The sequence below is a fragment of the Ornithinibacillus halophilus genome (genome assembly GCF_900129485.1).
Lineage (GTDB): Bacteria > Bacillota > Bacilli > Bacillales > Amphibacillaceae > Ornithinibacillus > Ornithinibacillus halophilus.
Genome location: NZ_FQVW01000001.1, coordinates 408,437 through 435,111, shown reverse-complemented (window position 1 = coordinate 435,111; position 26,675 = coordinate 408,437). Strand labels below are relative to the sequence as shown.

Genomic DNA, 26,675 nt, shown 5'->3' with positions numbered 1-26,675 from the left:
AGAAAAGCGAGTCTTAGTTAGAGACTCGCTTTTTTCTTTTTGATTTATTTCCATCAATGACCCGTAAATGTCTAGGGCGCTTATGACTTTTCTTTTTCAATGGATTTGTTTGTTTACGTTGCTGGTTTACGGTACTCGTTGAAGCATTTTGGTAGTTTTGTTTATATTTAGCCTTAGATTGCTTGACAGCTTGTTTATATTTTCTTGTGTCAGAAGAAGTAGTAGTGCGATTTCTAAAGAACAATAAATAGACTACGGCGCATATAGCTAACCCAATACCTAAAGAAATTAGCATATTACCAAAAAAGCCTGCAGCATCATTTAATAAGCTAAAAAGTAGTCCAACAACAGCAAGCCCGATCATGGCATAAACAATCAATGTAAATGCATTGCGTCCCATAAGAATCGCTTCCCTTCTAAAAATATGTATGTAACAACGTTCCTATTATATTAATCATTCTAACCTTTCTTAGTAATATTATTCCAGTCTATTTATCTTTTACACAAAAATCTTATCAAAACAATAACATTTATCTTTATAATCATTTTACAAAAGTTTCATCTAAATATAAAGATAAATTAAAAAAAAGACTTAGCTTGATTTCAAGAAAAAGTATGTATGTTATCACCAATTTATATAAAAGATAAGAATAGTATTTCTATGGAGGTTACAAGAATGAGTGGGAAAAGAAAAGAATTAGAACAGAATAAACAAGAAGAATCAATGACGTTATTAGGGAGATCCTTATTAACCGGCTTTATAGGGGGGCTTTTTTGGTCTTCTCTTGGAGTGTTTTTACATTTGTTTAATTTCACGGAAATATCTCCTAGTAGCTTTGTTCTTCGTTCATGGGTACGAGCCGGATGGACGGATGGTTGGTTAGGTGACGTTGTTTCTATTTTAATAATAGGTGGTCTTTCTGTTTTAGTTGCATTAATATATTATGCTTTACTAAAGAAGAATCGTTCTATATTGGTTGGTTTATTATATGGATTAGTTCTTTGGGCAATCGTGTATTATGTTTTTCAACCTATGTTTCCTAATATTCCTAATGTGACTGAGTTGGATCGAAACACGATTGTTACGACAATCTGTTTGTTTATTCTCTATGGTATTTTCATTGGATATTCCATTTCCTATGACTATCATGACACCGTGATAAAAGAAAATAAGGCCAAACAAGAAGAAGAGGAGGAAGCAAAATAAATTCTCTCCTAGATGGAATAGTTGAATATAGTACTGATTGAAGATTCACTTTATTATTCAAATCTTAGTGTTTATGGTAAACTAGTAACGTCCAAATTTTATTAAAAAGGTGAAGAGCAAGTGGAGCTGGATTCTACACTTTTATCTCTACAAGAAGGAGATTTTCGATTTGAGGCGATTATTGTTATTAAATGGTCCAAACCTAAATTTATTAGGAAAACGGGAACCGGATGTTTATGGTAGTTTTACCCTTGACGATGTGGAACAAGAAGTTGAGAATGTAGTGACCAAAAATGATTGTGAACTTGTCAGCAAACAAACAAACCATGAAGGGGAATTGGTTGACCTCATCCAAGAAGCAGAAGGTCAATATATGGGGATTATTTTAAATGCAGCTGCATACACGCATACTAGTGTTGCCTTACATGACGCAATAAAATCAATAACCGTTCCTGTAATAGAAGTACATATTTCCAATATCCACAGTCGGGAATCCTTTCGTCATCAATCTTTGATTGCTCCGGTTTGTTATGGACAGATTGTAGGATTTGGGTTATTAAGTTATCGTTTAGCTGCTGAAGCAATATTTTCAATCAGTAAGTAAGCACTAATGTAGAAAATTTCTACAGAATTTAAGAATACTTACCGTTACAAAAAAAATATAGAAGGGAAAGGGAGAAGATGGAGAGAATTAATAAACTTAGAACAGCATTGGGTGAACATAATTTAGATGCAATTTTAATTACAAGTCCAATAAACAGAAGGTACGTTACAGGATTTACTGGGACAGCTGGGGCTGCTATTGTTAGTAAGGAAGAATCGCTTTTTATAACCGATTTTCGTTACACTGAACAAGCTACAGACCAAGCCAAAGGATTCGAGGTTATCGAACATAAACAATTAATGGATTTAGAGATTCGTGATCAACTTAAACGTCTAAATGTTAAACGACTAGGTTTTGAGAAGAATCATACTACATATGCGCTTTTCGAACAATACAACAAATCATTAGAAGTGGAATTAGTTCCAGTAAGTGATATTGTTGAAAATATCCGTTTAATTAAATCAGCAGACGAACTTGAAATTATGAAACAGGCTGCCAAAATTGCAGATGATGCTTTTTATCATATTCAAAATTACATTAAGCCTGGAGTTAAAGAAATCGATGTTTCAAATGAACTTGAATTCTTTATGCGTAAACAAGGGGCTACATCTTCTAGCTTCGATATTATTGTTGCATCTGGTAATCGTTCAGCGATGCCTCATGGTGTAGCTTCTGAGAAGGAGATACAATCTGGGGAATTAGTTACGTTAGATTATGGCGCATTATATAATGGGTATTGTTCCGATATCACGCGTACGTTTGCTGTTGGTGAAATTAGTGATGAATTAAAAGATATTTACAATACGGTATTAGAAGCTCAGCTTTTAGGGGTTGAGGGAATTAAACCAGGAATGACTGGAAAAGAAGCAGATGACCTTACAAGAGATTATATTAAATCCAAAGGTTACGGGGAGTATTTCGGACATTCTACAGGACATGGATTAGGAATGGAAGTTCATGAAGGACCTGGATTATCATTTAGAAGTAGCGCTACTCTAAAACCAGGAATGGTTGTAACTGTTGAACCTGGAATTTATATTCCAAACGTTGGTGGTTGTAGAATTGAAGATGATATTGTCATTACTGAAGACGGTAATGAACGCTTGACAAAATCACCGAAAGACTTAATTCAATTATAAGCATAATAAAAGCATAGTGTTATGAAACAGGAGGTAGTAAGATGATTTCAGTAAATGATTTTAAAACAGGATTAACGATACAAGTAGACAATGATATATGGCAGGTAATCGAATTCCAACACGTAAAACCAGGGAAAGGTGCAGCATTTGTCCGTTCAAAATTAAGAAACCTAAGAAATGGAAATATTTCTGAAAAAACGTTCCGTGGCGGAGAAAAAGTTAGTAAGGCTCATATTGAACATAAAAAAATGCAATATCTGTATGCTTCAGGTGATTCACATGCATTTATGGATACGAATTCGTATGAGCAAATTGAAATCCCTAGTAGCCAAATTGAATATGAGCTGAAATTTATTAAAGAAAATATGGAAGTTTCTATTATTACGTACGAAGGAGAAATCCTTGGTGTTGACCTTCCGAATACAGTTGAACTAGAGGTAGTAGAAACTGAGCCTGGTATTAAAGGAGATACTGCAAGTGGTGGTTCTAAACCAGCAACACTAGATACTGGACTTGTTGTGCAAGTACCATTCTTCGTTAACCAAGGTGATATGTTAGTAATCAATACATCTGATGGAAAATATGTTTCTCGAGCTAATTAATAGAGCTATATAAAAGTAAAGATATTATTGTCTTGTAAAAAACCGAACTCTAATTCGAATTCAATTTATTGATTCGATGATGGGTTCGGTTTTTTTCTTGTAATAATACAAGCTAATATGAAAAGTTTGTAATGGGAGGTTGTCATAAATTATGTTGATAAACATACATTTTACTATAAAGCTACTTCTAGAGAGGTGGGGGCTCATAAATGCAGGAAATATTGAGATTGTTTCCAGGAAGAATGAGTAATATTATCCAATCTTCGATATTAAATAGATGGGACAAGCTGCAAGAGATTCGGATTAGAATTTCAAAGCCAATTGAGTTAATATTCGACAATCAAATTGAATGGGTTGAACAATTATTGCCGACCTCAAAAGAAGCGATGTTCATCATAAATCAATTAAGTGAATTTTCATTATACCGATTAGAAGATGAACTCCGAGAAGGTTATATAACTATAGAAGGAGGACATCGAGTTGGACTAGCAGGTAAAGTAAATACGAGAAAAGGCTCGGTTAAAGCGATTCAACACATATCCTTTTTAAATATAAGAATAGCTAAACAAAAAATTGGGGCAGCTATACCAATAATTCCATATTTATATGATAAACAATATTTGAATACATTGTTTGTTGGTGCGCCACAAACTGGTAAAACGACTTTAATCCGTGATTGTACAAGAATTATTTCTTCCGGTTGGAAAGGAATTGAACCTAAAAAAGTTGGAGTAGTTGATGAACGATCAGAGATTGGTGCTTGTTTAAAAGGTGTTCCGCAGCATGATTTAGGTAAACGAACAGATGTATTGGATGCTTGTCCCAAAGCAGAAGGTATGATGATGATGATTCGCTCCATGTCACCTGACATAATGGTAGTCGATGAAATTGGAAGTGCACAGGATGTACAAGCATTATTAGAAGCAATAAATGCAGGAGTTATTGTGTTTTGTACAATTCATGGTCAGTCATTAGAGGAACTTAAAAAGAGACCATCTTTACAACAGCTACTATCGCAAAACATATTTAAACGGATAGTAATTCTCAAAAATGATAAATCACCAGGAAAAATTGAGAAAATACTGAATGAAAAGGAAGAAAATATCTTTCATAGAACGAGGATGTTTGCCAAATGAAATGGATAGGAGCCATTCTTTTTATTTTAACAACAACTTGGGTAGGGTTTGAGTGGAGTCAGTCACTGACACGTCGTCCAAAACAAATTAGGCAATTAAAAAATGCCCTACAAATATTGGAGGCTGAAATCCTTTATAGTCAACTCCCATTACGAGATGCATTTCTTACAATCTCAAACCAAATACCAGACCCGACAAAATCGTTCTTTTTACAACTTGCTGAAGAAATGACGACGAATAATAATGACTTTGGATCAATCTGGAAGAACAGTGTTGATTCATATATTTCCAAATCTAGTCTTAACCAAACGGAAAAAGAGATATTGATTCAATTCGGACAAACCCTCGGTCAACATGACTTTACCCAACAACAAAAACATATTCAATTAACCTTACATCACTTAGAAAGAGAACTCCAAGAAGCGATTGATAATCATTATAAATATAGTAATATGGCTAAAACATTGGGATTTTTATGTGGCATATTTATCGTGCTACTGCTTATTTAAAAGGAAAGGGGCATACATATGCTTACGGATGCATCGATTTTATTTCAAATAGCAGGAATAGGAATAATTGTAGCACTTATTCATACCATTCTTAAACAAATGGATAAAGAAGAATATGCACAATTTGCAACATTAGTAGGTTTCATTATCGTACTAGTTATTGTCGTTAATGGCCTATCTGATTTGTTTCAACAAATAAGGTCTGTCTTCCTTTTTCAAGGGTAATGGTATATGGATATTATTCAAATTGTTATTATCGGAATCATCGCTAGCATCCTATATATTATTTTAAAGGATTTAAAAGGTCCCTTTGCCTTTCTTATAGTTTTAATAACTGGAATCACCATTTTTATTGTGGTTATTAACCAAATTGGTTCTATTATTCAAATGATTGAATCTTTAGGTCAAAAAGCTTCCATTGACGGAATGTATATTGATACGATTCTAAAAATCATCGGTATTGCCTATATAACAGAATTAGGAGCCAACATCACTAAGGATGCAGGACTTGGAGCAGTGGCTTCAAAAATTGAATTAGCTGGAAAGATTTTCATTTTACTTTTAGCTCTTCCTATTATCACAGCAGTAATTGAAACCATTTTTAATTTTTTACCCTCGACCTAATACACTACAGAATATATTTTGAAGAGAAATAGCAGAAGGGAGCTATTGGAATATATGAAACAATTTAATCGAATTATCCTTCTTGCTGTTAGCTTTCTCATCATTTTCCAAGTGACAATTACTGCAGAAGAGAAAGTCCAGGAACCTATAAAAGCTTTTGATGAAAAAGTGATGGAAGAAATATCTTTTGATGGTATGCAGCACTTCTGGAACAGCCTAGTAAATGACTATGGTGGCTATATTCCGGATTTAGAAAGGACAAGCATCGTTGAGTTTGTGAAAAATCAAGATTCGTTTTCTATAAAGAACACATTATTAGGTGCTGTTAAGTTCTTGTTCCATGAGATTATCATGAATGGCAAATTACTTGGTTTGTTACTGTTGTTAACCTTATTATCTGTATTTTTACAGACGATGCAATCAGCCTTTGAAAACAGTACAGTTAGTAAAATTGCCTACTTTGTTGTTTATATTGTTTTAATATTTATTGCATTAAACAGCTTTTATTTAGCTGTTTCCTATACAACGGAAGCCATTAACATGATGAGTAGTTTTATGATCGCTTTAATTCCTCTTGTCTTAGGAATAATGGCTACGTTTGGAAATATTATAACAGTTTCTTTTTTTAGTCCTTTTGTTATCTTTTTAATTAATTTAAGTGGTGTATTAGTATCAAAGTTTATTTTACCCTTATTATTTCTTTCAGCACTACTATTGATTGTAAGTAGTTTAAGTGAAAATTATAAGGCAACACAGCTCGCTGATTTATTTCGATCAGTTGGCATGGGAGCACTGGGAATATTTCTAACAATTTTTCTAGGAGTCATGTCTGTACAAGGAGCAGCTAGTGCTGTTCAAGACGGAGTTGCTATGAAGACTACTAAGTTCATTACAGGAAACTTTATTCCAGTCGTCGGGAGGACAATAACAGATGCTACAGATACCGTTCTAAGTGCCTCCTTATTATTAAAAAATGCGGTTGGGATTGTCGGTGTTGCCATTGTGTTATTCATTGCCTTATTTCCAGCATTAAAAATCTTTGCGATTGCTTTGATCTACAAACTTGCAGCTGCAATCTTACAACCTATTGGGGACGGCCCAATTATTACAAGTTTAAATACAATCAGTAAATATATTGCTTATATGCTAGCGTGTCTTTTAGCTGTTTCATTTATGTTCTTTTTAGCTATTGTCATTATTGTTACAGCTAGTAATATAACGCTGCTACTCAGATAGGGTGATAATGGTGGAATTACTTGTACAATGGGTTACCCAAATTATTATTTTTATAATTCTAGCGACAATTATTGATTTATTAGTTCCGGCTAATTCTATGAAAAAATACATTAAATTTGTAGTGGGATTAGTCTTAATTCTAATTTTCTTAAAACCATTCTTTTATTTATTTGATTTTAATATTGAACAGACTTTAGACCGATCTTTTAATGAAATTTTTGCTACTAATGATACAAAAAATATAGAAAATTTAGTTGAAATGCAAAAAAGTGAAATAGAATCATCACAGAATGCATATATTTTAGAACAGATGGCTGTCCAACTAAAAGATATAGCAAATACTCCTTTAAAAGAGGAGCATAAAGTAGAAATCACAGCAATTAATTTTAGCTTTAAAATCGAACAAGCCTTTGATTTTGAAAATTTGGAGGAAGTCATTGTAACCATTCGAGAATCTGAAGAAGGGGAGGGAACAATACAAGCTGTTGATGATGTAGTAATTAACACAGAAGATCCACTTGCGAATAACTCGGATGTAGATTCCGAATCAATAAAGGAATTTTTACAAGAGATTTGGGATCTTCATGATAAGAAATTATCTATTTTATGGGAGGGAGGGGCATCTTGATAAAAAAACTACAAAGGTTCTTTCAATCTAACGATACAGTAAGTAAAATTCCATCCAAAAAATTATCGTATTTAATCGTCATAGGGTTAGTTGCTTTATTATTACTAATTGTTGGAAATGTGTTTACTTCCTCGTCCCAAGGAGAGTCAGAAAAGACGCCAGAACAAATGCAACTTGAAAATACTGCAAATCAGACAAGTACTAATGATACAAAAAGTACATCAGATGTGGGGGAGCTGGAAGAAAGCTATCAACAAGATTTAAAAACGATGCTAGAAAAGATAAATGGAGTTTCTGAAGTAGATGTTATGGTGAATCTAGATTCTACAAGTGTAAAAGTCTATGAACAGAACTTAATTATTGGACAGCAATACACAGATGAAAATGATAGAAATGGTGGAACTAGACAAATTGAAGATAACACAGAGGAAACGCAAACCGTAACAGTTAGACAGGGCGATGGTGAAACACCATTATTAGTTCAAACAAAGCGACCAGAAGTGAGGGGGGTTTTAGTAGTAGCTAAAGGAGTTGATCACGCTTCAGTAAAGAAATGGGTTGTTGAGGCGATTTCGAGAGTGCTAGATGTTCCAACACATAAAGTTTCTGTAATGCCTAAAAATTAAGGAGGATGTTAGAATGTTAAAGAAACAAACGGTATGGCTATTAACAATGTTAAGTTTGATGATTGTATTGAGTGTTTATTATATGACTCAGGAACCACAGGATGTTGCATATATTAACTCTGGTGAAGAAGCGAATGATTCAGATACGGAACATGTAAGTTCTAATACTACTGATACTGATGTAGATGGAGATGCAAGTGTTGATGATGTCAGTAATTTAGGTAGAGATGAACTATTTACTACAATTCGTATGGATTTACAAGATGAAAGAAGTGCAAAGAAGTCTCGTTTAGAAGAAATCATTGAATCTAGTTCCGCAACAGCAGAAGAAAAGAAAAATGCATTAAGTGAGATTGATGTTATTGAACAAATAGAAACAAAGGAAACTATTTTAGAAGAATCGATTCTGGCATCAAATGAATATCAAGATGTATTAGTTAGAAATGATGGAGAAGTGGTACATGTTCATGTGAAAGTCGATGAACTTTCTAGAACTGAAACTGTGAACATCATGCAAATGGTTTATGATGAATTTGGTGAAGTTACAGTTGATGTAAACTTCCAACCGACAACAACTGAAAGTTAATTTAAATATAAATAAAGAGGGGCTGGGCCATAAAGGAACAGCCCCTTTAGCATGTTAATATTCGCGTTATTGTCTAATTATTGCTATAATTAAGGCGTGAAATCGCTTAAGTTTTTAAAGGTTGTTAAATTTATATGTTGATGTTTCTATCCTTTTTATCGTAAAATATTAAGAGGAGTTATTAGTACCTAATAATAATTTTTTAATGAAGGGGTGCAAGAAAAATGTTAAAAGTACAAGAAATACGAGAACTAATAAAATTAATAGATGAATCTTCTATTAACGAATTCACTTATGAAACGAATGGCACAACTGTATCTATGAAAAAATCACTAGAAACTAAAGAGGTCCATCAACCAGTGACAGTAAAGCAACCTGTTGAAGTCAACACTGAAGAGACAGTAAAAGTAGAAAGCAGTAATAACGTAACAGAACAGGATACAGCACCTACTAAAGAAGTTGAAAATAAACCAGAAGAAGAATCTAAAACTTATGATTATGAGATTACGTCACCAATGGTTGGAACATTTTATCGTGCCCCTAACCCAGAAAGTGATCCGTATGTAGAAGTAGGCTCAAAGGTAAATAATGAGACTATTGTTTGTATTGTAGAAGCAATGAAACTATTTAATGAAATTGAAGCAGAAACAAAAGGTGAGATAACGGAAGTGTTAGTCGAGAACGGAGAGTTGGTTGAGTACGGTCAACCATTATTCCGAGTGAAGACCAAATAAGGGGACGAGCGTGTATGATAAAAAAACTTTTAATAGCTAACAGAGGAGAAATTGCAGTACGCATTATTAGAGCTTGTAAAGAGTTGGGAATTGAAACAGTTGCAGTGTACTCTGAAGCAGATAAAGAATCATTACATGTCCAATTAGCAGATGAAGCATATTGCATTGGTCCAACATTGAGTAAAGATAGTTATCTTAACTTTACTAATATAATGAGCGTTGCTACGTTAACAGAAGTGGACGCGATTCATCCTGGATATGGTTTTCTAGCAGAAAATGCAGATTTCGCTGAGATTTGTAATGCGTGTAATATAGAGTTTATCGGCCCATCTGCTGAAGCGATTCAGAAGATGGGAATTAAAGACGTAGCTAGAGAAACAATGAAACAAGCTAATGTTCCAATTGTTCCTGGTTCAGAAGGTATTATTGAGAGTGAAGAAGAAGCAATTAATATTGCAAAAGAAATTGGATATCCTGTTATTATTAAAGCTACTGCAGGTGGTGGAGGTAAAGGAATCCGTGTGGCAAGAACTGAAGAGGATTTAATTAAAGGAATACGAATTACACAAAAAGAAGCAGAAACTGCCTTTGGTAATCCAGGTGTATACTTAGAAAAGTTCATTGAGGACTTCCGCCATGTAGAAATCCAAGTATTAGCAGACAAGCATGGAAATGTCGTACATTTAGGAGAAAGAGACTGTACGATTCAACGCAGACTACAAAAGCTTATTGAGGAAACACCTTCTCCAGCTATTACACCAGAAATTAGAGAAGAAATGGGAACGGCTGCTGTAAAAGCTGCACTTGCTGTTGATTACGAAGGTGCTGGTACAATTGAATTTATTTTTGATCGCAGTAGTCAACAATTTTATTTCATGGAAATGAATACACGAATTCAAGTAGAACATCCTGTAACAGAGATGGTAACGGGAGTAGATTTAATTAAGGAACAAATTAAAATAGCAAACAATGAAAAGCTCTCTTTTACTCAAGATGAGATCACTTTTGAAGGTTGGTCAATCGAATGTCGTATAAATGCGGAGAATCCATTTAAGAATTTTATGCCATCACCTGGTAAAATAGATATGTATCTACCACCTGGTGGTTTAGGGGTAAGGATTGATTCTGCTGCATATCCTAGTTATAATATACCACCATATTATGATTCCATGATTGCTAAATTAATCACCTATGGTGCGACTCGTGAAGAGGCAATTACGCGAATGAAGCGAGCATTGGATGAATTTATTGTGGATGGTGTGCATACGACAATCCCATTCCACAAACTAATCATGGAGCATGATGTTTTCGTAAAAGGGGATTTTAATACGAATTTCTTAGAAGAAAATCCAATTGTCTCCGATAAGGAATCATAACAATAAGAAGAGGAGTGAGATAATGGCTGAACAACCATTAGTAAACGTAAGTGATGATACTGGTTTAGGCAAAGTAGAAATTGCACCTGAAGTAATTGAAGTCATTACTGGAATTGCTGCATCTGAGGTTGAAGGTATTTCTTCAATGAGAGGAAACTTCGCAACTGGAGTTGTGGAACGATTTGGAAAAAAATCGCATAGTAAAGGTGTAAAAGTTGAATTAACTGAAAATGGTATTTCAATTGACTTATATGTTGTTCTGAACTTTGGTGTTTCAATTCCAAAAGTTGCTCAACAGCTACAAACGAACATTAGACAGACATTGAAAAATATGACTGCACTTGATATCGCAGAAATAAATGTACATGTTGTAGGTATCCAAATGGATAAGGATGAAGAAGAGGAAGAAACTGAATAAAAAATATTGAAAAATAAACTAGAACGATTGATAACATTTCTTCTAGGTTATACAACTTGATGAGGCTGTCCAAAACTGAAGTGCTCTGTTTCTACTTTATTCTGTAGAAGAAGGAGTATGAGTCTTCTAGGACAGCCTCATTATTGTTGTTTGAAATAAACACTTTTTTGGAAATAGCAATTGAATAAAAAACATGTTATTATTTGGAATAGATAAGATAAAGGAGTAATGAACATGAAACGGCATGCAGCAAGAGAAAAGGCATTTCAAATTCTATTTCAACTTGATATGAATGATTCAGACTCATATGTGGCAATACAGGACTTACTAAATGAGGAAGAAAACGATCGATTTCTACATCAATTAGTGGAAGGCGTTTATGAAAATAAATCAGTTATTGATGAAACAATAACGAATCATCTTGAGAATTGGTCCATTAAACGTGTTGCAACGGTTGAAAGAGCAGTATTAAGAATTGCAACTTATGAGTTAAAATACTTAGACGATATACCGGAAAACGTTTCTATTAATGAAGCGGTAGAGTTAGCAAAGAAATATGGTGATGATAAGTCGGGTAAGTTTGTAAATGGAGTACTATCAAAAATTATAGACTCAGAATCATGAGATAGGGGGAATTCTTATGACTGCAGAAGTAATTAATGGAAAAGAACTCGCTCAAGAACTTAGGCAAAACATGAAAGAAGAAGTAAAGAAGCTTAATGAAGGTGGAATTAATCCACACTTATCGGTAATTTTAGTTGGGAATAATCCAGCATCTCGTTCATATGTTAAAGGAAAAGAAAAAGCCTCTGCTGAAGTAGGTATTCAATCAGAGCTCATTGAATTAGAAGATTCGATTACTGAAGATTATTTATTAGAAGTAATTGAGGAATTAAACCAGAATCCTTCCGTTCACGGTATACTAGTTCAACTCCCATTACCAGAACATATCGAAGAGCAACATGTCATTGAGGCGATTGCTCCTGAAAAAGATGTTGATGGTTTCCATCCGGTTAATATTGGTAGAATGATGACAGGTCAAGATACCTTCCTTCCTTGTACACCATTTGGGATTATTAAAATGCTTCAATCAAAAAATATTTCAATCGAAGGAAAACATGTTGTAGTAGTTGGTCGTAGTAATATTGTTGGAAAACCTGTCGGCCAACTACTTTTAAATGAACATGCGACTGTAACGTATTGCCATTCTAGAACAAAAGATTTAATGAAATATACTCAATCAGCAGATATTATTATAGCTGCAGTTGGGAAAGCAAATTTCATAGGTGAAGAACATGTGAAGAATGGTGCAGTAGTCATTGATGTTGGAATAAACCGTTTAAATGACGGATCATTAACAGGTGATGTTGATTTTGATGCGGCAAAAGGAAAAGCATCCTTCATCACTCCTGTACCTAAAGGTGTTGGACCAATGACGATCACAATGCTTTTATATAACACGATAAAAGCTGCTAAAGGACTGTCTTAATTGCGTGATAAATATTTAACTGTTACAGCTCTGACAAAATATATAAAAAGAAAAATTGATTTAGATCCTCATTTGAAAACAGTATGGTTAAGGGGAGAAATCTCGAATTTTAAACACCATTCAAGAGGACATATGTATTTGACGATTAAAGATGACCAAACACGAATTCAAGCTGTCATGTTTGCAGGAAACAATCGATTTTTAAAGTTTCTACCAGAAAATGGCATGAGTGTGCTTATTAAAGGCGAAATTAGTGTCTATGAAGCGCAAGGTCAATATCAGTTGTACATACAAGAAATGGAACCAGATGGTATAGGTTCCCTCTATTTAGCCTTTGAACAATTAAAAGAAAAATTGAAAGCAAAAGGTTATTTTGAAGACGACCATAAAAAAGAGTTACCACGATTTCCGACTTCAATTGGTGTCATTACTTCACCAACAGGTGCTGCTGTCAGAGACATTATTACTACAATTAAGAGAAGGTATAAACTAGCCAAAATAACTGTTATTCCAGTTCTTGTTCAAGGAGAATATGCAGCTGATTCCATAAAAAGAGGTATCGAAAAAGCAAATATTGTTGGTGACTTTGACGTGCTCATTGTTGGTCGTGGTGGTGGATCGATTGAGGAATTGTGGAGTTTTAATGAAGAAGTGGTTGCAGAGGCCATTTTCCATTCAGAAATACCGATTATTTCTGCAGTAGGGCATGAAACAGATACAACCATTAGTGATTTTGTTGCTGATTTAAGAGCGCCAACACCGACAGGAGCAGCTGAGTTAGCTGTTCCATCTCAGCAAGAATTACTTGATAAGCTAGCTCACCTCAAACATAATTTAAATCGTAACGTCAATAATTTGGTTAATGAGCAAAGAAGATTATATGATCGTCTTGCACAGTCTTATGCATTTCGGTATCCCGAACAGCTGTTAAGGCAAAAAGAGCAAGAGTTAGATCGACAAAATGATCGTTTAGAATGGTTAATAAACCATCATATGAACACAAAAAAAGAAAAACTGACAACTACAATTGCCAGATTGTTTGCGTTACATCCGAACAAACAACTATTACAATCAGAAGAAAAATTGAATCGACTAATTAAATTGCAACAGCAATTATTAAATCAGTTAATAGAGAAAAAGGCTTCTGAAACAAAACAATTAATGGATAAATTAACTTTGTTAAACCCTCTTGAGGTAATGAAAAGAGGTTTCGCAATTCCTTATACCCCAAAAGGTGAAATTATTACGACAAGAAGCCAGATTAAGAAACATGATAAAATCTCGATTACGATTAAAGACGGACAATTTGATTGTGAAGTACTAGATGTTAAGGAGCGAGAATATGAGTGATAATAAAGAACAAACATTTGAAGAAGCGATGAGTAAGCTGGAAGTCATCGTTGCAAAATTGGAAGAAGGCGAAGTACCATTAGAGAAAGCAATTTCGTATTATCAAGAAGGTATGCAATTATCGAAGGTATGTAGTGATAAATTAAATCAAGTACAAGAAAAGATGGTTCAAATTATGAATGAACAAGGGGAATTGAAGTCTTTTGAAATACAGGAGGATGAATAATGTGGAAAGCGTGTTTACCAATTATATAAAAGAAAATATTGATTTTGTACATAAAGAATTAACACGGTTCTTGAATTCGTTGCCAATACCACAAAACTTAAAAAAGTCGATGCTTTATTCGGTTGAAGCTGGTGGAAAAAGATTAAGACCCATACTATTATTAGCAAGTTATGAAGCATTTAAAAAAGAAGATGAAAAACGAACAAAAATAATATCTTCCATGGCTGCTCTTGAAATGATCCATACGTATTCACTTATCCATGATGATTTGCCAGCGATGGATGATGATGATCTTCGTCGTGGAAAACCTACTAATCACAAGGTGTTTGATGAGGCAACTGCTATTTTAGCCGGAGATGCTTTACTTACGTATAGTTTTGAAATCATTGCGAAGGATTCTCTGCTTACGGATGCTGAGAAAGTTCGTATTATCCAGATGTTATCGAGTGCTAGTGGCCCTAAAGGCATGGTTGGAGGGCAGATTCTGGATATGGAAGCAGAAAAAAGAACGGTTTCTTTAGAAGAAATGGAAAATATCCATGACTTGAAAACAGGTGAATTACTGAAGTTTGCAGTGGGTGCCGGGGCATTTTTAGGAAATGCAACAGAAGAACAAATTAAGGAATTAAAAAACTTCGCATATTATTTAGGATTAATTTTCCAAGTTCAAGATGACATTTTAGATATAATTGGTGATGAAAATAAAATAGGAAAAGCAACTGGCAGTGATGAACTTAATGAAAAGAGTACGTATCCTAAGTTACTAGGATTAGAAGGTGCAACTAAGAAAAAGGATGATTACGTACAAAAAGCAAAACTTTCATTATTAAAAGTTGGGATAGAAGACTCTCCATTAAGTGCTCTAACTGATTACTTTTCTGTACGAGATTATTAGACTCATATAGTTTTCATTCAAAAATTATGATATAATAAATGTATAAAAGGAATGGTGCAGTATTCTAGTCAGCCCTCCGTTCCTGAAGGCGGGCCTAAAAATCCGCCAAAGGGCACATCGATGAAGTTCCTTGTGTCGGCTTGAGGCGCCCAGCCTTGGGTCGGTGCTGGGAGTTAAGGTTTTCGGGCGATCCACAAAGGCATGTGGGCGTTGACCCGATTTCCGCGGAGGCCCATCTCTGTGGTGACGACTAAGCCTAGGAGTCTCTATGGAATGGGGTATGAACCTGCATGAAGTGGTTAGGGACACCTAACGTGCAGCGTAGCCTGCCTTGAGTGGTGTTGAGGGGATTAGAGTAGTGAATAACTATACTAGGTGGCCACTAGCATAGTTATTTGATCTCTATGAAATCATCACTGCAAAAGAGGCTAGGGAACGGTTAAAGGCTGTTGAGGAAATCTCCTAGACTGTTCTTTTGGACATTTAAATGGGATTATAGTGTGGACTAAGTGGTAATCCAGTCTAGCTTTCGGTGACGGAGCTAAGGTGGGTTTAAAGGGGAACCGCCTTTCATGGCAACATGGGGTACCCATTTGGGAAAACCTACTGGACCTAAGCCACAGTTTTTACCATTTAAATGGCCATTCCTTATTATACATAATTCATTATTTGTTATACTAAGAAATGAAGAGTAAAGACTCTTTGAGTGAGATACTTTTAAATATATATTGGAGCTAATCATGAAATCACAAATAAGACGTTCAATTAAATTTAGTATTACTATTGCCGTTATCACTTTTGTGCTAGCGGCAATTTTTTCAGTTGTTTCTCAATCTATTTTGAGTCAAGTGATGTGGATTGTTGGTATTTTTGTTGTTTTAGTAATTGTCCTTATCGGCGTAATGTTTGATATGTTAGGGATTGCCTCTACTTCAGCAGATGAAGCCCCATTCCATGCAATGGCAGCTGAAAAAGTAAATGGTGCAAAAGAAGCCGTAATCATTATTCGAAATGCAGATAAATTCGCTACTTTCTGTAATGATGTGATTGGGGATATATCTGGAATTATAAGTGGTACAGCTTCTGCAATTGTTGTATTACAAATAGCCAACCTTTTTAATAAAGGCGATGGCTCTCCCACGCAAATAATATTGTCTGTTGTTTTCGCTAGTTTAATCGCAGCGTTAACGGTCGGTGGAAAGGCTATTGGGAAAACAATGGCCATTCATTCTTCAACGAACATTATTTTCTTTGCGGCACGTGTGATAAACTTTATTCAGACAAAGCTTAAAATAAAAATACTTCCAAGTAAGTAAATAGAAAGTAAAAAGATGAACAAGTTATACTATATAAATATGAAAAGTCGTACAAAATGAGGAAATATATATGGGAAAAAAAAGACTGGATATACTGCTTGTCGAAAGAAATTTAATTGAAACTAGAGAAAAGGCTAAACGAGTCGTTATGGCTGGTTTGGTTTTTACTGAACAAATGAGATTAGATAAACCAGGGATGAAAGTAGAAGATGATATTCCTTTAACGATAAAAGGAAAATTAATGCCTTATGTTGGTAGAGGTGGATTAAAATTAGAAAAAGCGCTAGATTATTTTTCTTTGGACGTAACAAATAAAATAATGATTGATGTCGGTTCCTCTACTGGTGGATTTACAGACTGTGCATTGCAAAATGGTGCAGCATTTTCGTACGCAGTTGATGTTGGTTATAATCAACTTGATTGGAAACTTAGAAACGATCCCCGCGTGGAAGTAATGGAAAGAACCAATTTTCGTTATGTTACCAAGGATATGCTGACAAGGGGATTACCTAATTTTGCTACAATTGATGTATCGTTTATTTCTTTAAAACTTATGTTACCCGTATTAAATAAGCTTTTAGAAGATTGTAGTGATGTTGTTGCATTAATAAAACCTCAATTTGAAGCTGGTCGTGAAAAAGTAGGAAGAAAAGGTATTGTTAGGGATAAGAAGGTACATGTTGATGTTGTGAAAGAAATAATACAGTTTGCTAAGGATAATCAATATAACATTATTGATTTAACCTATTCACCTATTACTGGTGGAGATGGTAATATTGAATTTTTAGCGCATTTTGGCTGGAAAAAAGAAGATGCTAATTTTGACGTTACCGACCAAAAAATAGAACAGGTAGTCAATGATGCTCACGCACAATTAAAATCAACCGGGACCGAATGAGTATGGACTGCATATATTTTGTGGTCCTTTCTTTATGTAAATATAGTAAAATAGTTTAAAGACAAGCTAGCGCTTTTCTAAGGGGGATGTACATTGAGTAAAATACAACGCCATATTAAGATTAGGGAACTAATCACTGAGAATGAAATCGAAACACAAGATGAACTAGTTGAACAATTAAAGAATTTAAATTTCAATGTAACACAGGCAACTGTTTCTAGAGATATAAAAGAGTTACACCTCGTAAAGGTTCCAACCATTACAGGAAAGTACAAATACAGTTTGCCGGCGGATCAACGTTTTAATCCACATGATAAACTAAAACGTTTGATTATGGATGTCTTTGTAAAAATTGATCATACAAGTCATTTCATCGTCTTAAAAACACTACCAGGGAATGCACATGCTATAGGTGCCTTAATTGATAATTTAGATTGGGACGAGATAATGGGTACTATTTGTGGAGATGATACTTGTTTAATTATTTGTCGCTCAGAGGATGATACAACCTTAATTAAAGATCGCTTTATTGAAATGTTATAAAGATGGTCACTAGGGGGAAACGTTTATGCTTACAGAATTATCGATAAAGAATTTTGCAATAATTGATGAAATAGCCATAACATTTGGGGAAGGATTAACTGTACTAACAGGAGAAACAGGTGCAGGAAAATCCATTATTATTGATGCAATCCAATTGTTGGCAGGTGGACGCGGATCAGTTGAATTTGTTCGACATGGTAAGGATAAAGCTGAAATTGAAGGGTTATTTTCAATTGATTATCATCGACACCCAATTTATCAAGTTGGTAAAGAGTATGGTGTAGAAATAACGGATGAACAAGTTGTATTACAAAGAACAATAACTGCAAGTGGAAAAAGTATTTGTCGGGTAAACGGAAAACTAGTCACTTTGGCTATATTACGTGAATTTGGTAAAACTTTAATTGATATTCACAGCCAACACGAGACACAATCATTAATGGATTCTGATCGTCATATTGACTTATTAGACTACTATGATTACGAACGTGTCTCACAGGTAAAGACCGAATATACTAAGCTTTATTCTCAGTTACGAACTCTTAAAAATCGATATAAAGAGCTTAGTGAAAATGAACAAGAAATGGCTCATCGATTGGATTTATTGCAATTCCAATTAAACGAGTTAGAACAAGCACAATTAGAACCGAATGAAGATGAAGAACTAGAGAAAGAGAGAAGTCATCTAGCTAATTATGAACGAATTTATAAAGGTGTTCATGATGCCTATGAGGCACTTTATGGTGAACGTAAAGGTATTGAATGGCTAAATGTTGCTCAACAATCCTTAGACGACAATCAAGAGTATGATCCGTTTATTAAACAAAAAGCTGAGGAACTTGGAAATCATTACTATAACATACAAGAAATTACAATGGATCTACGGAATTATTGGGAAACATTGGAATTTAATCCAGAAAGATTAAATGAAATTGAAGCAAGGTTAAGTGAAATTGGTCGTTTAAAGAAAAAATATGGCGCTACAGTGAATGAAATGATTGAATATATGGGTACGATAGAAGAAGAGATTGAACAAATACAAAATAAAGATACTCATATCGAAAAATTATTAATTCAAATTGAAGAACTTGAGCAAGATACTTTTCTTGAAGCAAAAGAGTTGCATGATATTAGAAGAAAATCCGCAAAACAATTAATTAAAGAAGTACATAAAGAATTAAATGGCTTGTATTTAGAAAAAGCATCATTTGCTATTTCATTTAATCCTGAAATTGATAATAGGCGTCTAAGTAATGAGGAGAGAAAACAAGTAAAGTTACATCAAAATGGGTTTGATCAAGTCCGATTCATGATATCAACCAATACGGGTGAACCACTGAAGGAACTTAATAAAGTTGCATCAGGTGGAGAGTTATCACGAATTATGCTCGCCTTAAAAAAGATCTTTGCCAAACACCAAGGAGTAACTAGTGTGATTTTTGACGAAGTTGATACGGGGGTAAGTGGACGAGTTGCTCAAGCTATTGCTGAGAAAATTTATCAAATTTCTAACGAATCACAGGTACTATGTATATCTCACTTGCCACAAGTAGCTGCAATGGCAGATACTCATAAGTTTATAAGCAAAATTGAAGATAGTAATCGAACCTTTACAAAAGTTTCCGAATTAACATTAGATGAACAAATCAATGAACTTAGTCGCATGATAACAGGTACTAAATTAACTTCTACGGCTAAAAGCCACGCAAAAGAACTTCTTGAATTAGCTCAAACATTTAAAAGTAAAAAAGAAAAAATAACTAGTGTAAAATAAGTACATCAAAGTTTGAGAGTTGAAAAATGCTCTCACTCTTTGATTCCAGAGACTATACATCATTTTCTCTTTTTTTTACAGGAAATGTTACACATCTTTACTAAACTCTCACCAGTTTAAAAATAGTGGTTAAAGGTCAAATTAGAACTACAGAAATATTTCATGGTATGGGTTAGGAACGAGGAGAGTGAATTGGGTGAAAAAGAATATAAATTTACGAATTTTCTTGGGCGTTGTGCTCTTTATTGGTTTGCTTACAGTTCCTTTTATGCCCCCGATACAAAATTATTTTTCCATTCCGAATCAAATAGTCACATTTAGTAATCAATCTCCTATAGAGGTTCCTAGTTTAGGTAATGCTGTTGAAGTAGAGGCTTCATCCAATAGCATAGAGGCCATTGACACATCGATGTTCCATGCTACAGAATCAGGGAATAGTCAATTGACATACTCAGTTATGGGATTGCCGATAAAAAAAGTTGATGTTTCAGTTTTAGATGATGTAAAAGTGATTCCAGGTGGACAATCCATCGGCGTTCAATTACAAACAAAAGGTGTATTAGTTGTTGGACACCATCTAGTGAAGGATGGAGAAAACTCTATGTCACCTGGTGAAGATGCAAAAATCGAGGTAGGAGACGTTATCCTCGAAATTGATGGAAATGAAATTCAAGAAATGAAGGATGTAAAGCCACTAGTTGAAGCAGCTGGTGATAAAGGTGAAGCACTAGAGATAAAAATAAAAAGAGGTAAAGAAACGTTAGATAGAACGTTAACTCCTATTAAAGACCCTAAAGAAAATGAATACCGTATTGGTCTTTATATTCGTGATTCGGCCGCTGGAATTGGAACAATGACCTTTTTTGAACCTAATTCTAAAAAGTATGGAGCTTTAGGCCACGTAATCTCAGATATGGACACGAAGAAGCCAATTGAAATAAATAATGGTACAATCGTTCGTTCTTCAGTAACTTCAATTGAAAAAGGGAACAACGGTGTTCCAGGTGAAAAACAAGCGAGATTCTCAATAAGAGAAAACAAAATTGGTACGATAACGAAAAATAGTCCATTCGGGATATTCGGTACATTGGATAATTCAATATCTAACGGTAGCTATGATAAACCGATGCCTGTAGCATTATCTCATCAAGTTAAGGAAGGGCCAGCTAAAATCCTAACTGTTATTGATGATGAAAAGGTAGAAGAATTTGATGTTGAAGTGGTGAGCAGTATTCCACAAAAATCACCAGCAACTAAGGGTATGGTTATCCAAATTACAGATGAGCGATTATTAGATAAAACAGGTGGCATTGTTCAGGGGATGAGTGGTAGTCCAATCATCCAGGACGGTAAAATAATTGGTGCAGTAACTCATGTATTCGTCAACGATCCAACAAGTGGATATGGAGTTCATATAGAATGGATGCTTCAAGATGCTGGAGTAAATATTTATGACGAAGAAATAGCTAGTTAATCAAAGGTTGTCCTTGTGAGAGGACAGCCTTTTATTTAAGGTTAAGAACGTATAAACGTTCAGAGATGTGTAGCACCTAGCAAAGGAACTACAATAGTATACATACATTAATTTTTTTCGACAATTATCATTCGGAATTGTCATAAAAACTCGCAAGATATCGAATCATATCGAAATCATTAGTAAATCAAAGAAAAACAAAGAAATAATAAAAAAAGGTAAAGTTTTTTAAATAAAAGAAGGATATTTCGAACTTATGTCGAATACATATATGGACAAGAAGCAGGGAAATTTTTAAAGGAGGAAATTGTACGTGGAAAAAATAAAAGTTTGTTTAGTAGATGACAATAGAGAATTAATTGAATTAATGGGAGACTATTTCGATGAGCAGGATGATATTGAGGTTATTGGTACTGCTTATAATGGAAAAGAATGTTTAACTATGCTAGACCAAATGGAACCAGATGTATTAATATTGGATATTATTATGCCACATATTGACGGTTTAGCTGTTTTAAATACATTGCGAGAAAAAGGAAGAAACGCCAAAACTCCACATGTTATTATGTTAACTGCATTTGGTCAAGAAGAAGTAATGAAAAAAGCGGTGAATTTAGGGGCATCATATTTTATTTTAAAACCATTTGATTTAGATAATTTAGCAGATCAAATCCGCCAGTTACACGGTAGTCCGCTTGTAGAAAAACAATCTACTGGTAAGGAAAATAAGAAAGATCGCACGAAAAAAGATTTAGAGGCTAGTATTACCAATATCATTCATGAAATAGGAGTTCCAGCTCATATTAAGGGATATATGTATTTACGTGAAGCAATTACAATGGTGTACCATGATATTGAATTATTAGGTTCAATTACAAAGGTATTATACCCAGATATTGCTAAGAAATATAACACGACATCCTCAAGAGTTGAGCGTGCAATTCGACATGCCATTGAAGTTGCGTGGAGTAGAGGTAATATCGATTCTATTTCTGCTTTGTTTGGTTATACGGTTAGTATTTCCAAGGCAAAACCAACGAATTCTGAGTTTATCGCGATGGTGGCCGACCGACTTCGTTTGGAGCACAAAGCATCTTAAACGAACGGGTAAAGCTTTAATTACAAATTGTAATATCTGAATATTTTAAAAAAAGCTGTCTCAATTAATTTGAGCAGCTTTTTTTGTGGAAATTATTAATTATATACCTATGGATAACTTACTTGAAAGAACAGTCCATACACCCTAATCGGGCGCTCGCACTTTTGTTTATACTATTAATTTTCAAAAAACTCATGGTATAAAGATTGAATCGCGCTGTCAATATCTTCAGCATTAATGCCAAACATCATAGAAACATCAGATGAACCTTGGTTAATCATGTTAATATTCACTCCAGCATCAGTTAATGCAGTAGTTGCTTTTTTGGCTATTCCTATTGTATTCATAATTCCTTCTCCAACAATCATAATTATTGCTAAATTATGATGGATGGAGACAGTATCTGCTTTCAATTCTTCTTTTATTTTTTTCATGATTTTTGCTTCTTTTTCTGGTGTTAATTGATGTTCACGTATGATTACGGACATATCATCAATTCCAGAAGGAGTATGTTCAAATGAAACAGACTCATTTTCTAAGATATGGAATAATTTACGCCCAAACCCAAGTTCTCTGTTCATTAAGTATTTTCCAACATAGAGCGTACAAAAACCAGTGTCACTTGCGATGCCAACTACGCAGTTTTCTTGTTTTTGCTTTTCGGAAACCACTAATGTTCCAGGGAGAGAAGGGTTGTTCGTATTCTTTATTGCAACAGGAATACTTCTTCTAAATGCAGGAATTAGTGCCTCATCATGAAAAACGGAAAATCCAGCATATGATAACTCGCGCATCTCTTTATAGGTTAATGTTTTTATTTCTTTAGGGTTGTTCACTATATTTGGATTTACAGTAAATACCGAATCAACATCTGTAAAGTTTTCATATAAGTTTGCTTGTACTCCAGCAGCAACAATAGCACCTGTTATATCTGAACCACCTCGCGAAAAGGTAACGATATGACCTTCCTTTGAATAACCAAAAAATCCGGGAATTACTAACACATCACAATGGTGCTCTCTTAATTCATATAAGCTTTGAAAGCTTTCTTGTAGTATTTGAGCATTTCCTGGTTCATTGCTCACTACAATTCCGGCATCTTTAGGATTCATATATGTAGCATTTACTCCAATTGATTCTAAATATGTACTAATAACTTTTGCGTTACAATCCTCTCCAAGTGCTTTTATTGCATCAAGCTTCCTAACATAAGGAAGATCACTTGAGATAGTAGAGATGATTGTGTCTTTAATTTCATGGATTAAGGTACTAGGTAGATTTAAATCTGTAATAATCTCACTAAAACGTTTGATTATAATATCCAAGTAATTCTCAAAAACGTCTTGGTTGTTATAAGTTTCAGCTAAAAGAATTAAAATATCTGTCATTTTGAAGTCATTTTCATGACGTTTTCCAGGAGCTGAAACTATAACAAATTTACGAGTGGGATCATCTAAAATAATAGTACTAATTTTCTTTATTTGCTTAGCATCCGCTACAGAACTTCCCCCAAATTTTGCAACTTTCACACTCATACTATCAACCCTCTTTATTTTTCTCTCTTTTTATAGCCTCTCTTTTACGGTCGCGATGTACGATGAAGCCACCGATAAAAGCAATTCCACCTAAGAAAAGAACAAGTCCAACAACAAATTGTACACCTACATGTAAAAACATTGGGTGAAAGTCGTCGAATAATGTATCCCTCATAAGTTTGATACCGATAGCGGAAATCACACCTGGGATAAGAAGTAATAATACTGCAACAATTCTAATCATATGTATTCTCCTCCCATATTACCTTTACAAGTATAACAGAAAATTGAAGAATCCGTGTACTAGAAATATTAGACAATTTATTTTCTGAAGTATGAAACGCAACGGACATAATTTCTCTCGTTAAAAAGAAAAGTTATTGCTAATTTCTGCATGTTAATTTAAGATATAAGTATGCAATAAACTGCAATGGGAGGATGAAATGAAAAAAGTCCTAATAGTTGGTGCCGGAAAAGGTGGTAGCGCTTTATTAAAATTACTCAATGCAACCGATCGTATGAAAGTTGTTGCAATCGTTGACCATAAACCGGATGCGAAAGGATTAAAACTAGCCACAGAAGAGAAAATTCCAATAGGGTATGACTGGAAACAATGGATGTCTGAGGAAATTGATATTGTTATTGAGGCCACTGGTGATGAAGTGGTGTTTCAACAATTATTGAAAGTTCGGAGTGAAAAGACAGTAGTAATTCCTGGTTCTGTGGCATATATCATCTCAGAACTATTGGATGAAAAAGGAGAACTGTTAGAAAAACTCACTGATCAGACGAACAATCAAGAATTAATTCTTAATAGTATTCGTGATGGAATGATCGTTGTTAATAAACATGGGGTTGTCCAGTTCATTAATAAAAGTACTGAACAAATCCTCGGTGTTCCAAAAGGTAGATTGTTACATAAACCTATCACAGAGGTAATAAAAAATAGTCGTTTACCACATGTACTTAAAACGAGAAGAAAAGAAGTTAATCAAAAATTATTATTGGAAAATGGAAAAGTTGTGATTACAACAAGAATTCCTATTATTAATGCTAATGATGAACTAATTGGAGCTTTCTCTGTATTTAAAGATATTACTGAAGTAAAAAATCTTGCTGAAGAGAATACAGATTTGAAAGAAATTAAGACTATGCTTGAAGCCATTATCCAATCCTCTGATGAAGCAATATCTGTTGTAGATGAGGATGGAAAAGGTCTTATGATCAATCCTGCATATTCAAGAATTACTGGTTTAAAAGAATCAGATGTTATTGGGGAACCAGCAACAGTTGATATTTCTGAAGGGGAAAGTATGCACTTAAAAGTGTTAAAAACACGTCGGCCAGTACGTGGCGTTCGTATGAAGGTTGGTCCAAGTAATAGAGAGGTATTAGTAAATGTAGCTCCAGTTATCGTTGACGGGAAAATTAAAGGAAGTGTTGGGGTCCTTCACGATGTGTCGGAGATTCGGACACTAACAAATGAATTAAAGCGTGCACGGCAAATTATTCGTAACTTAGAAGCGAAATACACCTTTGATGATATTATAGGTGATTCAGCAGAAATGACCCTTGCGTTAGAGCAAGCAAAGGTTGGAGCAAAAACCCCAGCGACTGTTTTGTTAAGAGGGGAATCAGGTACAGGTAAGGAATTGTTTGCTCACGCCATTCATAATGAAAGTAACCGTAAACATAATAAGTTTATTCGTGTTAATTGTGCAGCAATAGCCGAATCCATTTTAGAAAGTGAATTATTTGGTTATGAAGAAGGGGCATTTTCTGGAGCGAAGCGCGGCGGAAAAAAAGGTCTTTTCGAAGAAGCCAATATGGGAAGTATATTTTTAGATGAGATTGGTGAACTTTCATTACATATGCAAGCGAAATTATTAAGGGTTCTGCAAGAGAATGAAATTGTCCGAGTTGGTGGGACTAATCCTATAACGATTGATGTTAGGGTGATTGCCGCTACTAATATCAATTTAGAAAAGGCAATAATGAACAAAACGTTTAGGGAAGATTTATATTACAGACTAAATAAGTTACCAATTTTTATACCTTCTCTACAAGAGAGAATTGATGACCTTCCTGATTTGATACAACATATCATACAAAAAATTAATCAGGATTATGGAAGAAACGTCCGCGCGATATCTGGCGATGCATTAGACGTTCTTCAATCCTATTCGTGGCCTGGTAATGTTAGAGAATTAGAGAATGTAATAGGACGAGCTATGATTTATATGGATATGAATGAAGAAATTATAAAAAGGAATCATATTCCAAATTTGCAATCATTTTTATCTAAGACTAGTAGCATTCCAAACCAAAATAATCATAATGACTATCAGGATCCACTTCAAAGTGCGATTGAGCAATATGAAAAAGATTATATTCTAAATGTGTATAAGCACAACGATAACAATAAGACTAAAACTGCTAAACAGTTAGGTATATCAATTAGAAATTTATATTATAAGTTGGAAAAGTACGGTATTGAATAAAACAAAGACAATTACGCCAAGATTGGCATGCAGTAATTTGCAGGTTTGCAAGTTGTTGCATTAGCAACAAACCCTTAATTAAAGCGCTTTCATTTTAGAAAAGTTGGCATGGTTTTTGCATGTATAGAGTGGAGGCGTTTGGAGGTAGAC

31 protein-coding genes are annotated in these 26,675 nt (G+C 34.4%); 28 read left to right on the top strand and 3 right to left on the bottom strand.

The window, feature by feature from the left end; genetic code table 11:
- Window positions 1–13: 13 nt before the first annotated feature.
- Window positions 14–400 (bottom strand): SA1362 family protein, encoded by a 387-nt coding sequence (locus tag BUB12_RS02250; RefSeq protein ID WP_072887569.1) that lies wholly within the window; start codon window positions 398–400, stop codon window positions 14–16.
- Between the two features lie 276 nt (window positions 401–676).
- Here BUB12_RS02250 and BUB12_RS02245 point away from each other — a divergent pair, with 276 nt between their 5' ends.
- The 27 genes from BUB12_RS02245 to spo0A all read left to right on the top strand — a co-directional run bounded on the left by BUB12_RS02245 (window position 677) and on the right by spo0A (window position 22,489).
- Window positions 677–1,207, top strand: a complete 531-nt coding sequence (locus BUB12_RS02245) for a YqhR family membrane protein (RefSeq protein ID WP_072887567.1) — start codon at window positions 677–679, stop codon at window positions 1,205–1,207.
- 169 nt (window positions 1,208–1,376) lie between these two features.
- The gene (gene aroQ / locus BUB12_RS02240) at window positions 1,377–1,811 is read left to right on the top strand and encodes a type II 3-dehydroquinate dehydratase (protein WP_072887565.1); all 435 of its coding nucleotides are present in this window, start codon (window positions 1,377–1,379) and stop codon (window positions 1,809–1,811) included.
- Window positions 1,812–1,888: 77 nt separating this feature from the next.
- The gene (locus BUB12_RS02235) at window positions 1,889–2,950 is read left to right on the top strand and encodes a M24 family metallopeptidase (protein WP_072887563.1); all 1,062 of its coding nucleotides are present in this window, start codon (window positions 1,889–1,891) and stop codon (window positions 2,948–2,950) included.
- Window positions 2,951–2,991: 41 nt separating this feature from the next.
- Window positions 2,992–3,552 carry an elongation factor P gene (efp, locus tag BUB12_RS02230; protein WP_072887561.1) on the top strand — a complete coding sequence of 187 codons (561 nt, stop codon included), beginning with the start codon at window positions 2,992–2,994 and terminating at the stop codon, window positions 3,550–3,552.
- A gap of 209 nt (window positions 3,553–3,761) precedes the next feature.
- A complete protein-coding gene (gene spoIIIAA, locus BUB12_RS02225) occupies window positions 3,762–4,688 on the top strand; it encodes a stage III sporulation protein AA (protein ID WP_072887559.1) in 927 nt (308 codons plus the stop codon).
- Window positions 4,685–5,197, top strand: coding sequence for a stage III sporulation protein SpoIIIAB (gene spoIIIAB / locus BUB12_RS02220; RefSeq protein ID WP_072887557.1), 513 nt, complete (start codon window positions 4,685–4,687; stop codon window positions 5,195–5,197). Before spoIIIAA ends, spoIIIAB begins: the two co-directional genes overlap by 4 nt.
- 18 nt (window positions 5,198–5,215) lie before the next feature.
- On the top strand, window positions 5,216–5,422 hold the full coding sequence (spoIIIAC, locus tag BUB12_RS02215; protein ID WP_072887555.1) for a stage III sporulation protein AC: 207 nt from the start codon (window positions 5,216–5,218) through the stop codon (window positions 5,420–5,422).
- A gap of 6 nt (window positions 5,423–5,428) precedes the next feature.
- A complete protein-coding gene (spoIIIAD, locus tag BUB12_RS02210; RefSeq protein ID WP_072887553.1) occupies window positions 5,429–5,821 on the top strand; it encodes a stage III sporulation protein AD in 393 nt (130 codons plus the stop codon).
- A 54-nt stretch (window positions 5,822–5,875) separates the two neighbouring features.
- Window positions 5,876–7,057 carry a stage III sporulation protein AE gene (gene spoIIIAE, locus BUB12_RS02205; protein WP_072887687.1) on the top strand — a complete coding sequence of 394 codons (1,182 nt, stop codon included), beginning with the start codon at window positions 5,876–5,878 and terminating at the stop codon, window positions 7,055–7,057.
- 10 nt (window positions 7,058–7,067) lie between these two features.
- Window positions 7,068–7,685 (top strand): stage III sporulation protein AF, encoded by a 618-nt coding sequence (gene spoIIIAF, locus BUB12_RS02200; protein ID WP_072887551.1) that lies wholly within the window; start codon window positions 7,068–7,070, stop codon window positions 7,683–7,685.
- Entirely contained in the window at window positions 7,682–8,311 is a 630-nt protein-coding gene (gene spoIIIAG / locus BUB12_RS02195) for a stage III sporulation protein AG (RefSeq protein WP_072887550.1), read from the top strand. The genes spoIIIAF and spoIIIAG overlap by 4 nt, the downstream gene beginning before the upstream one ends.
- Window positions 8,312–8,324: 13 nt before the next feature.
- On the top strand, window positions 8,325–8,897 hold the full coding sequence (locus tag BUB12_RS02190) for a SpoIIIAH-like family protein (protein WP_072887548.1): 573 nt from the start codon (window positions 8,325–8,327) through the stop codon (window positions 8,895–8,897).
- A 224-nt stretch (window positions 8,898–9,121) separates the two neighbouring features.
- Window positions 9,122–9,631 carry an acetyl-CoA carboxylase biotin carboxyl carrier protein gene (gene accB / locus BUB12_RS02185; protein ID WP_072887546.1) on the top strand — a complete coding sequence of 170 codons (510 nt, stop codon included), beginning with the start codon at window positions 9,122–9,124 and terminating at the stop codon, window positions 9,629–9,631.
- A 14-nt stretch (window positions 9,632–9,645) separates the two neighbouring features.
- Window positions 9,646–11,007, top strand: a complete 1,362-nt coding sequence (gene accC / locus BUB12_RS02180) for an acetyl-CoA carboxylase biotin carboxylase subunit (protein ID WP_072887544.1) — start codon at window positions 9,646–9,648, stop codon at window positions 11,005–11,007.
- Window positions 11,008–11,029: 22 nt separating this feature from the next.
- Entirely contained in the window at window positions 11,030–11,425 is a 396-nt protein-coding gene (locus BUB12_RS02175) for an Asp23/Gls24 family envelope stress response protein (RefSeq protein WP_072887542.1), read from the top strand.
- 234 nt (window positions 11,426–11,659) lie between these two features.
- A complete protein-coding gene (gene nusB / locus BUB12_RS02170; protein ID WP_072887540.1) occupies window positions 11,660–12,049 on the top strand; it encodes a transcription antitermination factor NusB in 390 nt (129 codons plus the stop codon).
- Between the two features lie 16 nt (window positions 12,050–12,065).
- Complete coding sequence (gene folD / locus BUB12_RS02165) at window positions 12,066–12,914, top strand: bifunctional methylenetetrahydrofolate dehydrogenase/methenyltetrahydrofolate cyclohydrolase FolD (RefSeq protein WP_072887538.1); 849 nt, start codon at window positions 12,066–12,068, stop codon at window positions 12,912–12,914.
- Window positions 12,915–14,264 (top strand): exodeoxyribonuclease VII large subunit, encoded by a 1,350-nt coding sequence (gene xseA, locus BUB12_RS02160; RefSeq protein WP_072887536.1) that lies wholly within the window; start codon window positions 12,915–12,917, stop codon window positions 14,262–14,264.
- Window positions 14,257–14,490 carry an exodeoxyribonuclease VII small subunit gene (gene xseB, locus BUB12_RS02155; RefSeq protein WP_072887534.1) on the top strand — a complete coding sequence of 78 codons (234 nt, stop codon included), beginning with the start codon at window positions 14,257–14,259 and terminating at the stop codon, window positions 14,488–14,490. The genes xseA and xseB overlap by 8 nt, the downstream gene beginning before the upstream one ends.
- A 1-nt stretch (window position 14,491) precedes the next feature.
- A complete protein-coding gene (locus BUB12_RS02150) occupies window positions 14,492–15,385 on the top strand; it encodes a polyprenyl synthetase family protein (protein WP_407668434.1) in 894 nt (297 codons plus the stop codon).
- Window positions 15,386–15,957: 572 nt separating this feature from the next.
- Window positions 15,958–16,080, top strand: coding sequence for a hypothetical protein (locus BUB12_RS18165; RefSeq protein ID WP_268801928.1), 123 nt, complete (start codon window positions 15,958–15,960; stop codon window positions 16,078–16,080).
- Between the two features lie 45 nt (window positions 16,081–16,125).
- Complete coding sequence (locus tag BUB12_RS02145; RefSeq protein ID WP_072887530.1) at window positions 16,126–16,701, top strand: hypothetical protein; 576 nt, start codon at window positions 16,126–16,128, stop codon at window positions 16,699–16,701.
- Between the two features lie 64 nt (window positions 16,702–16,765).
- Window positions 16,766–17,599: a TlyA family RNA methyltransferase gene (locus tag BUB12_RS02140; protein WP_072887527.1), complete on the top strand. Its 834-nt coding sequence runs from the start codon at window positions 16,766–16,768 to the stop codon at window positions 17,597–17,599.
- A 93-nt stretch (window positions 17,600–17,692) separates the two neighbouring features.
- Entirely contained in the window at window positions 17,693–18,142 is a 450-nt protein-coding gene (ahrC, locus tag BUB12_RS02135; RefSeq protein ID WP_072887525.1) for a transcriptional regulator AhrC/ArgR, read from the top strand.
- 25 nt (window positions 18,143–18,167) lie between these two features.
- Entirely contained in the window at window positions 18,168–19,916 is a 1,749-nt protein-coding gene (gene recN, locus BUB12_RS02130; protein WP_072887523.1) for a DNA repair protein RecN, read from the top strand.
- A gap of 196 nt (window positions 19,917–20,112) precedes the next feature.
- A complete protein-coding gene (gene spoIVB, locus BUB12_RS02125) occupies window positions 20,113–21,390 on the top strand; it encodes a SpoIVB peptidase (protein ID WP_072887522.1) in 1,278 nt (425 codons plus the stop codon).
- Window positions 21,391–21,703: 313 nt separating this feature from the next.
- The gene (spo0A, locus tag BUB12_RS02120) at window positions 21,704–22,489 is read left to right on the top strand and encodes a sporulation transcription factor Spo0A (RefSeq protein WP_072887520.1); all 786 of its coding nucleotides are present in this window, start codon (window positions 21,704–21,706) and stop codon (window positions 22,487–22,489) included.
- Window positions 22,490–22,665: 176 nt separating this feature from the next.
- Here the strand turns inward: spo0A and BUB12_RS02115 are convergent, their stop codons facing one another.
- Both BUB12_RS02115 and BUB12_RS02110 read right to left on the bottom strand, forming a co-directional pair.
- Entirely contained in the window at window positions 22,666–24,018 is a 1,353-nt protein-coding gene (locus BUB12_RS02115) for an aspartate kinase (protein ID WP_072887686.1), read from the bottom strand.
- A 10-nt stretch (window positions 24,019–24,028) separates the two neighbouring features.
- Complete coding sequence (locus BUB12_RS02110) at window positions 24,029–24,268, bottom strand: DUF2627 domain-containing protein (protein ID WP_072887518.1); 240 nt, start codon at window positions 24,266–24,268, stop codon at window positions 24,029–24,031.
- Between the two features lie 199 nt (window positions 24,269–24,467).
- Here BUB12_RS02110 and BUB12_RS02105 point away from each other — a divergent pair, with 199 nt between their 5' ends.
- On the top strand, window positions 24,468–26,525 hold the full coding sequence (locus BUB12_RS02105) for a sigma 54-interacting transcriptional regulator (protein ID WP_072887516.1): 2,058 nt from the start codon (window positions 24,468–24,470) through the stop codon (window positions 26,523–26,525).
- The last annotated feature ends 150 nt before the right edge of the window (window positions 26,526–26,675 follow it).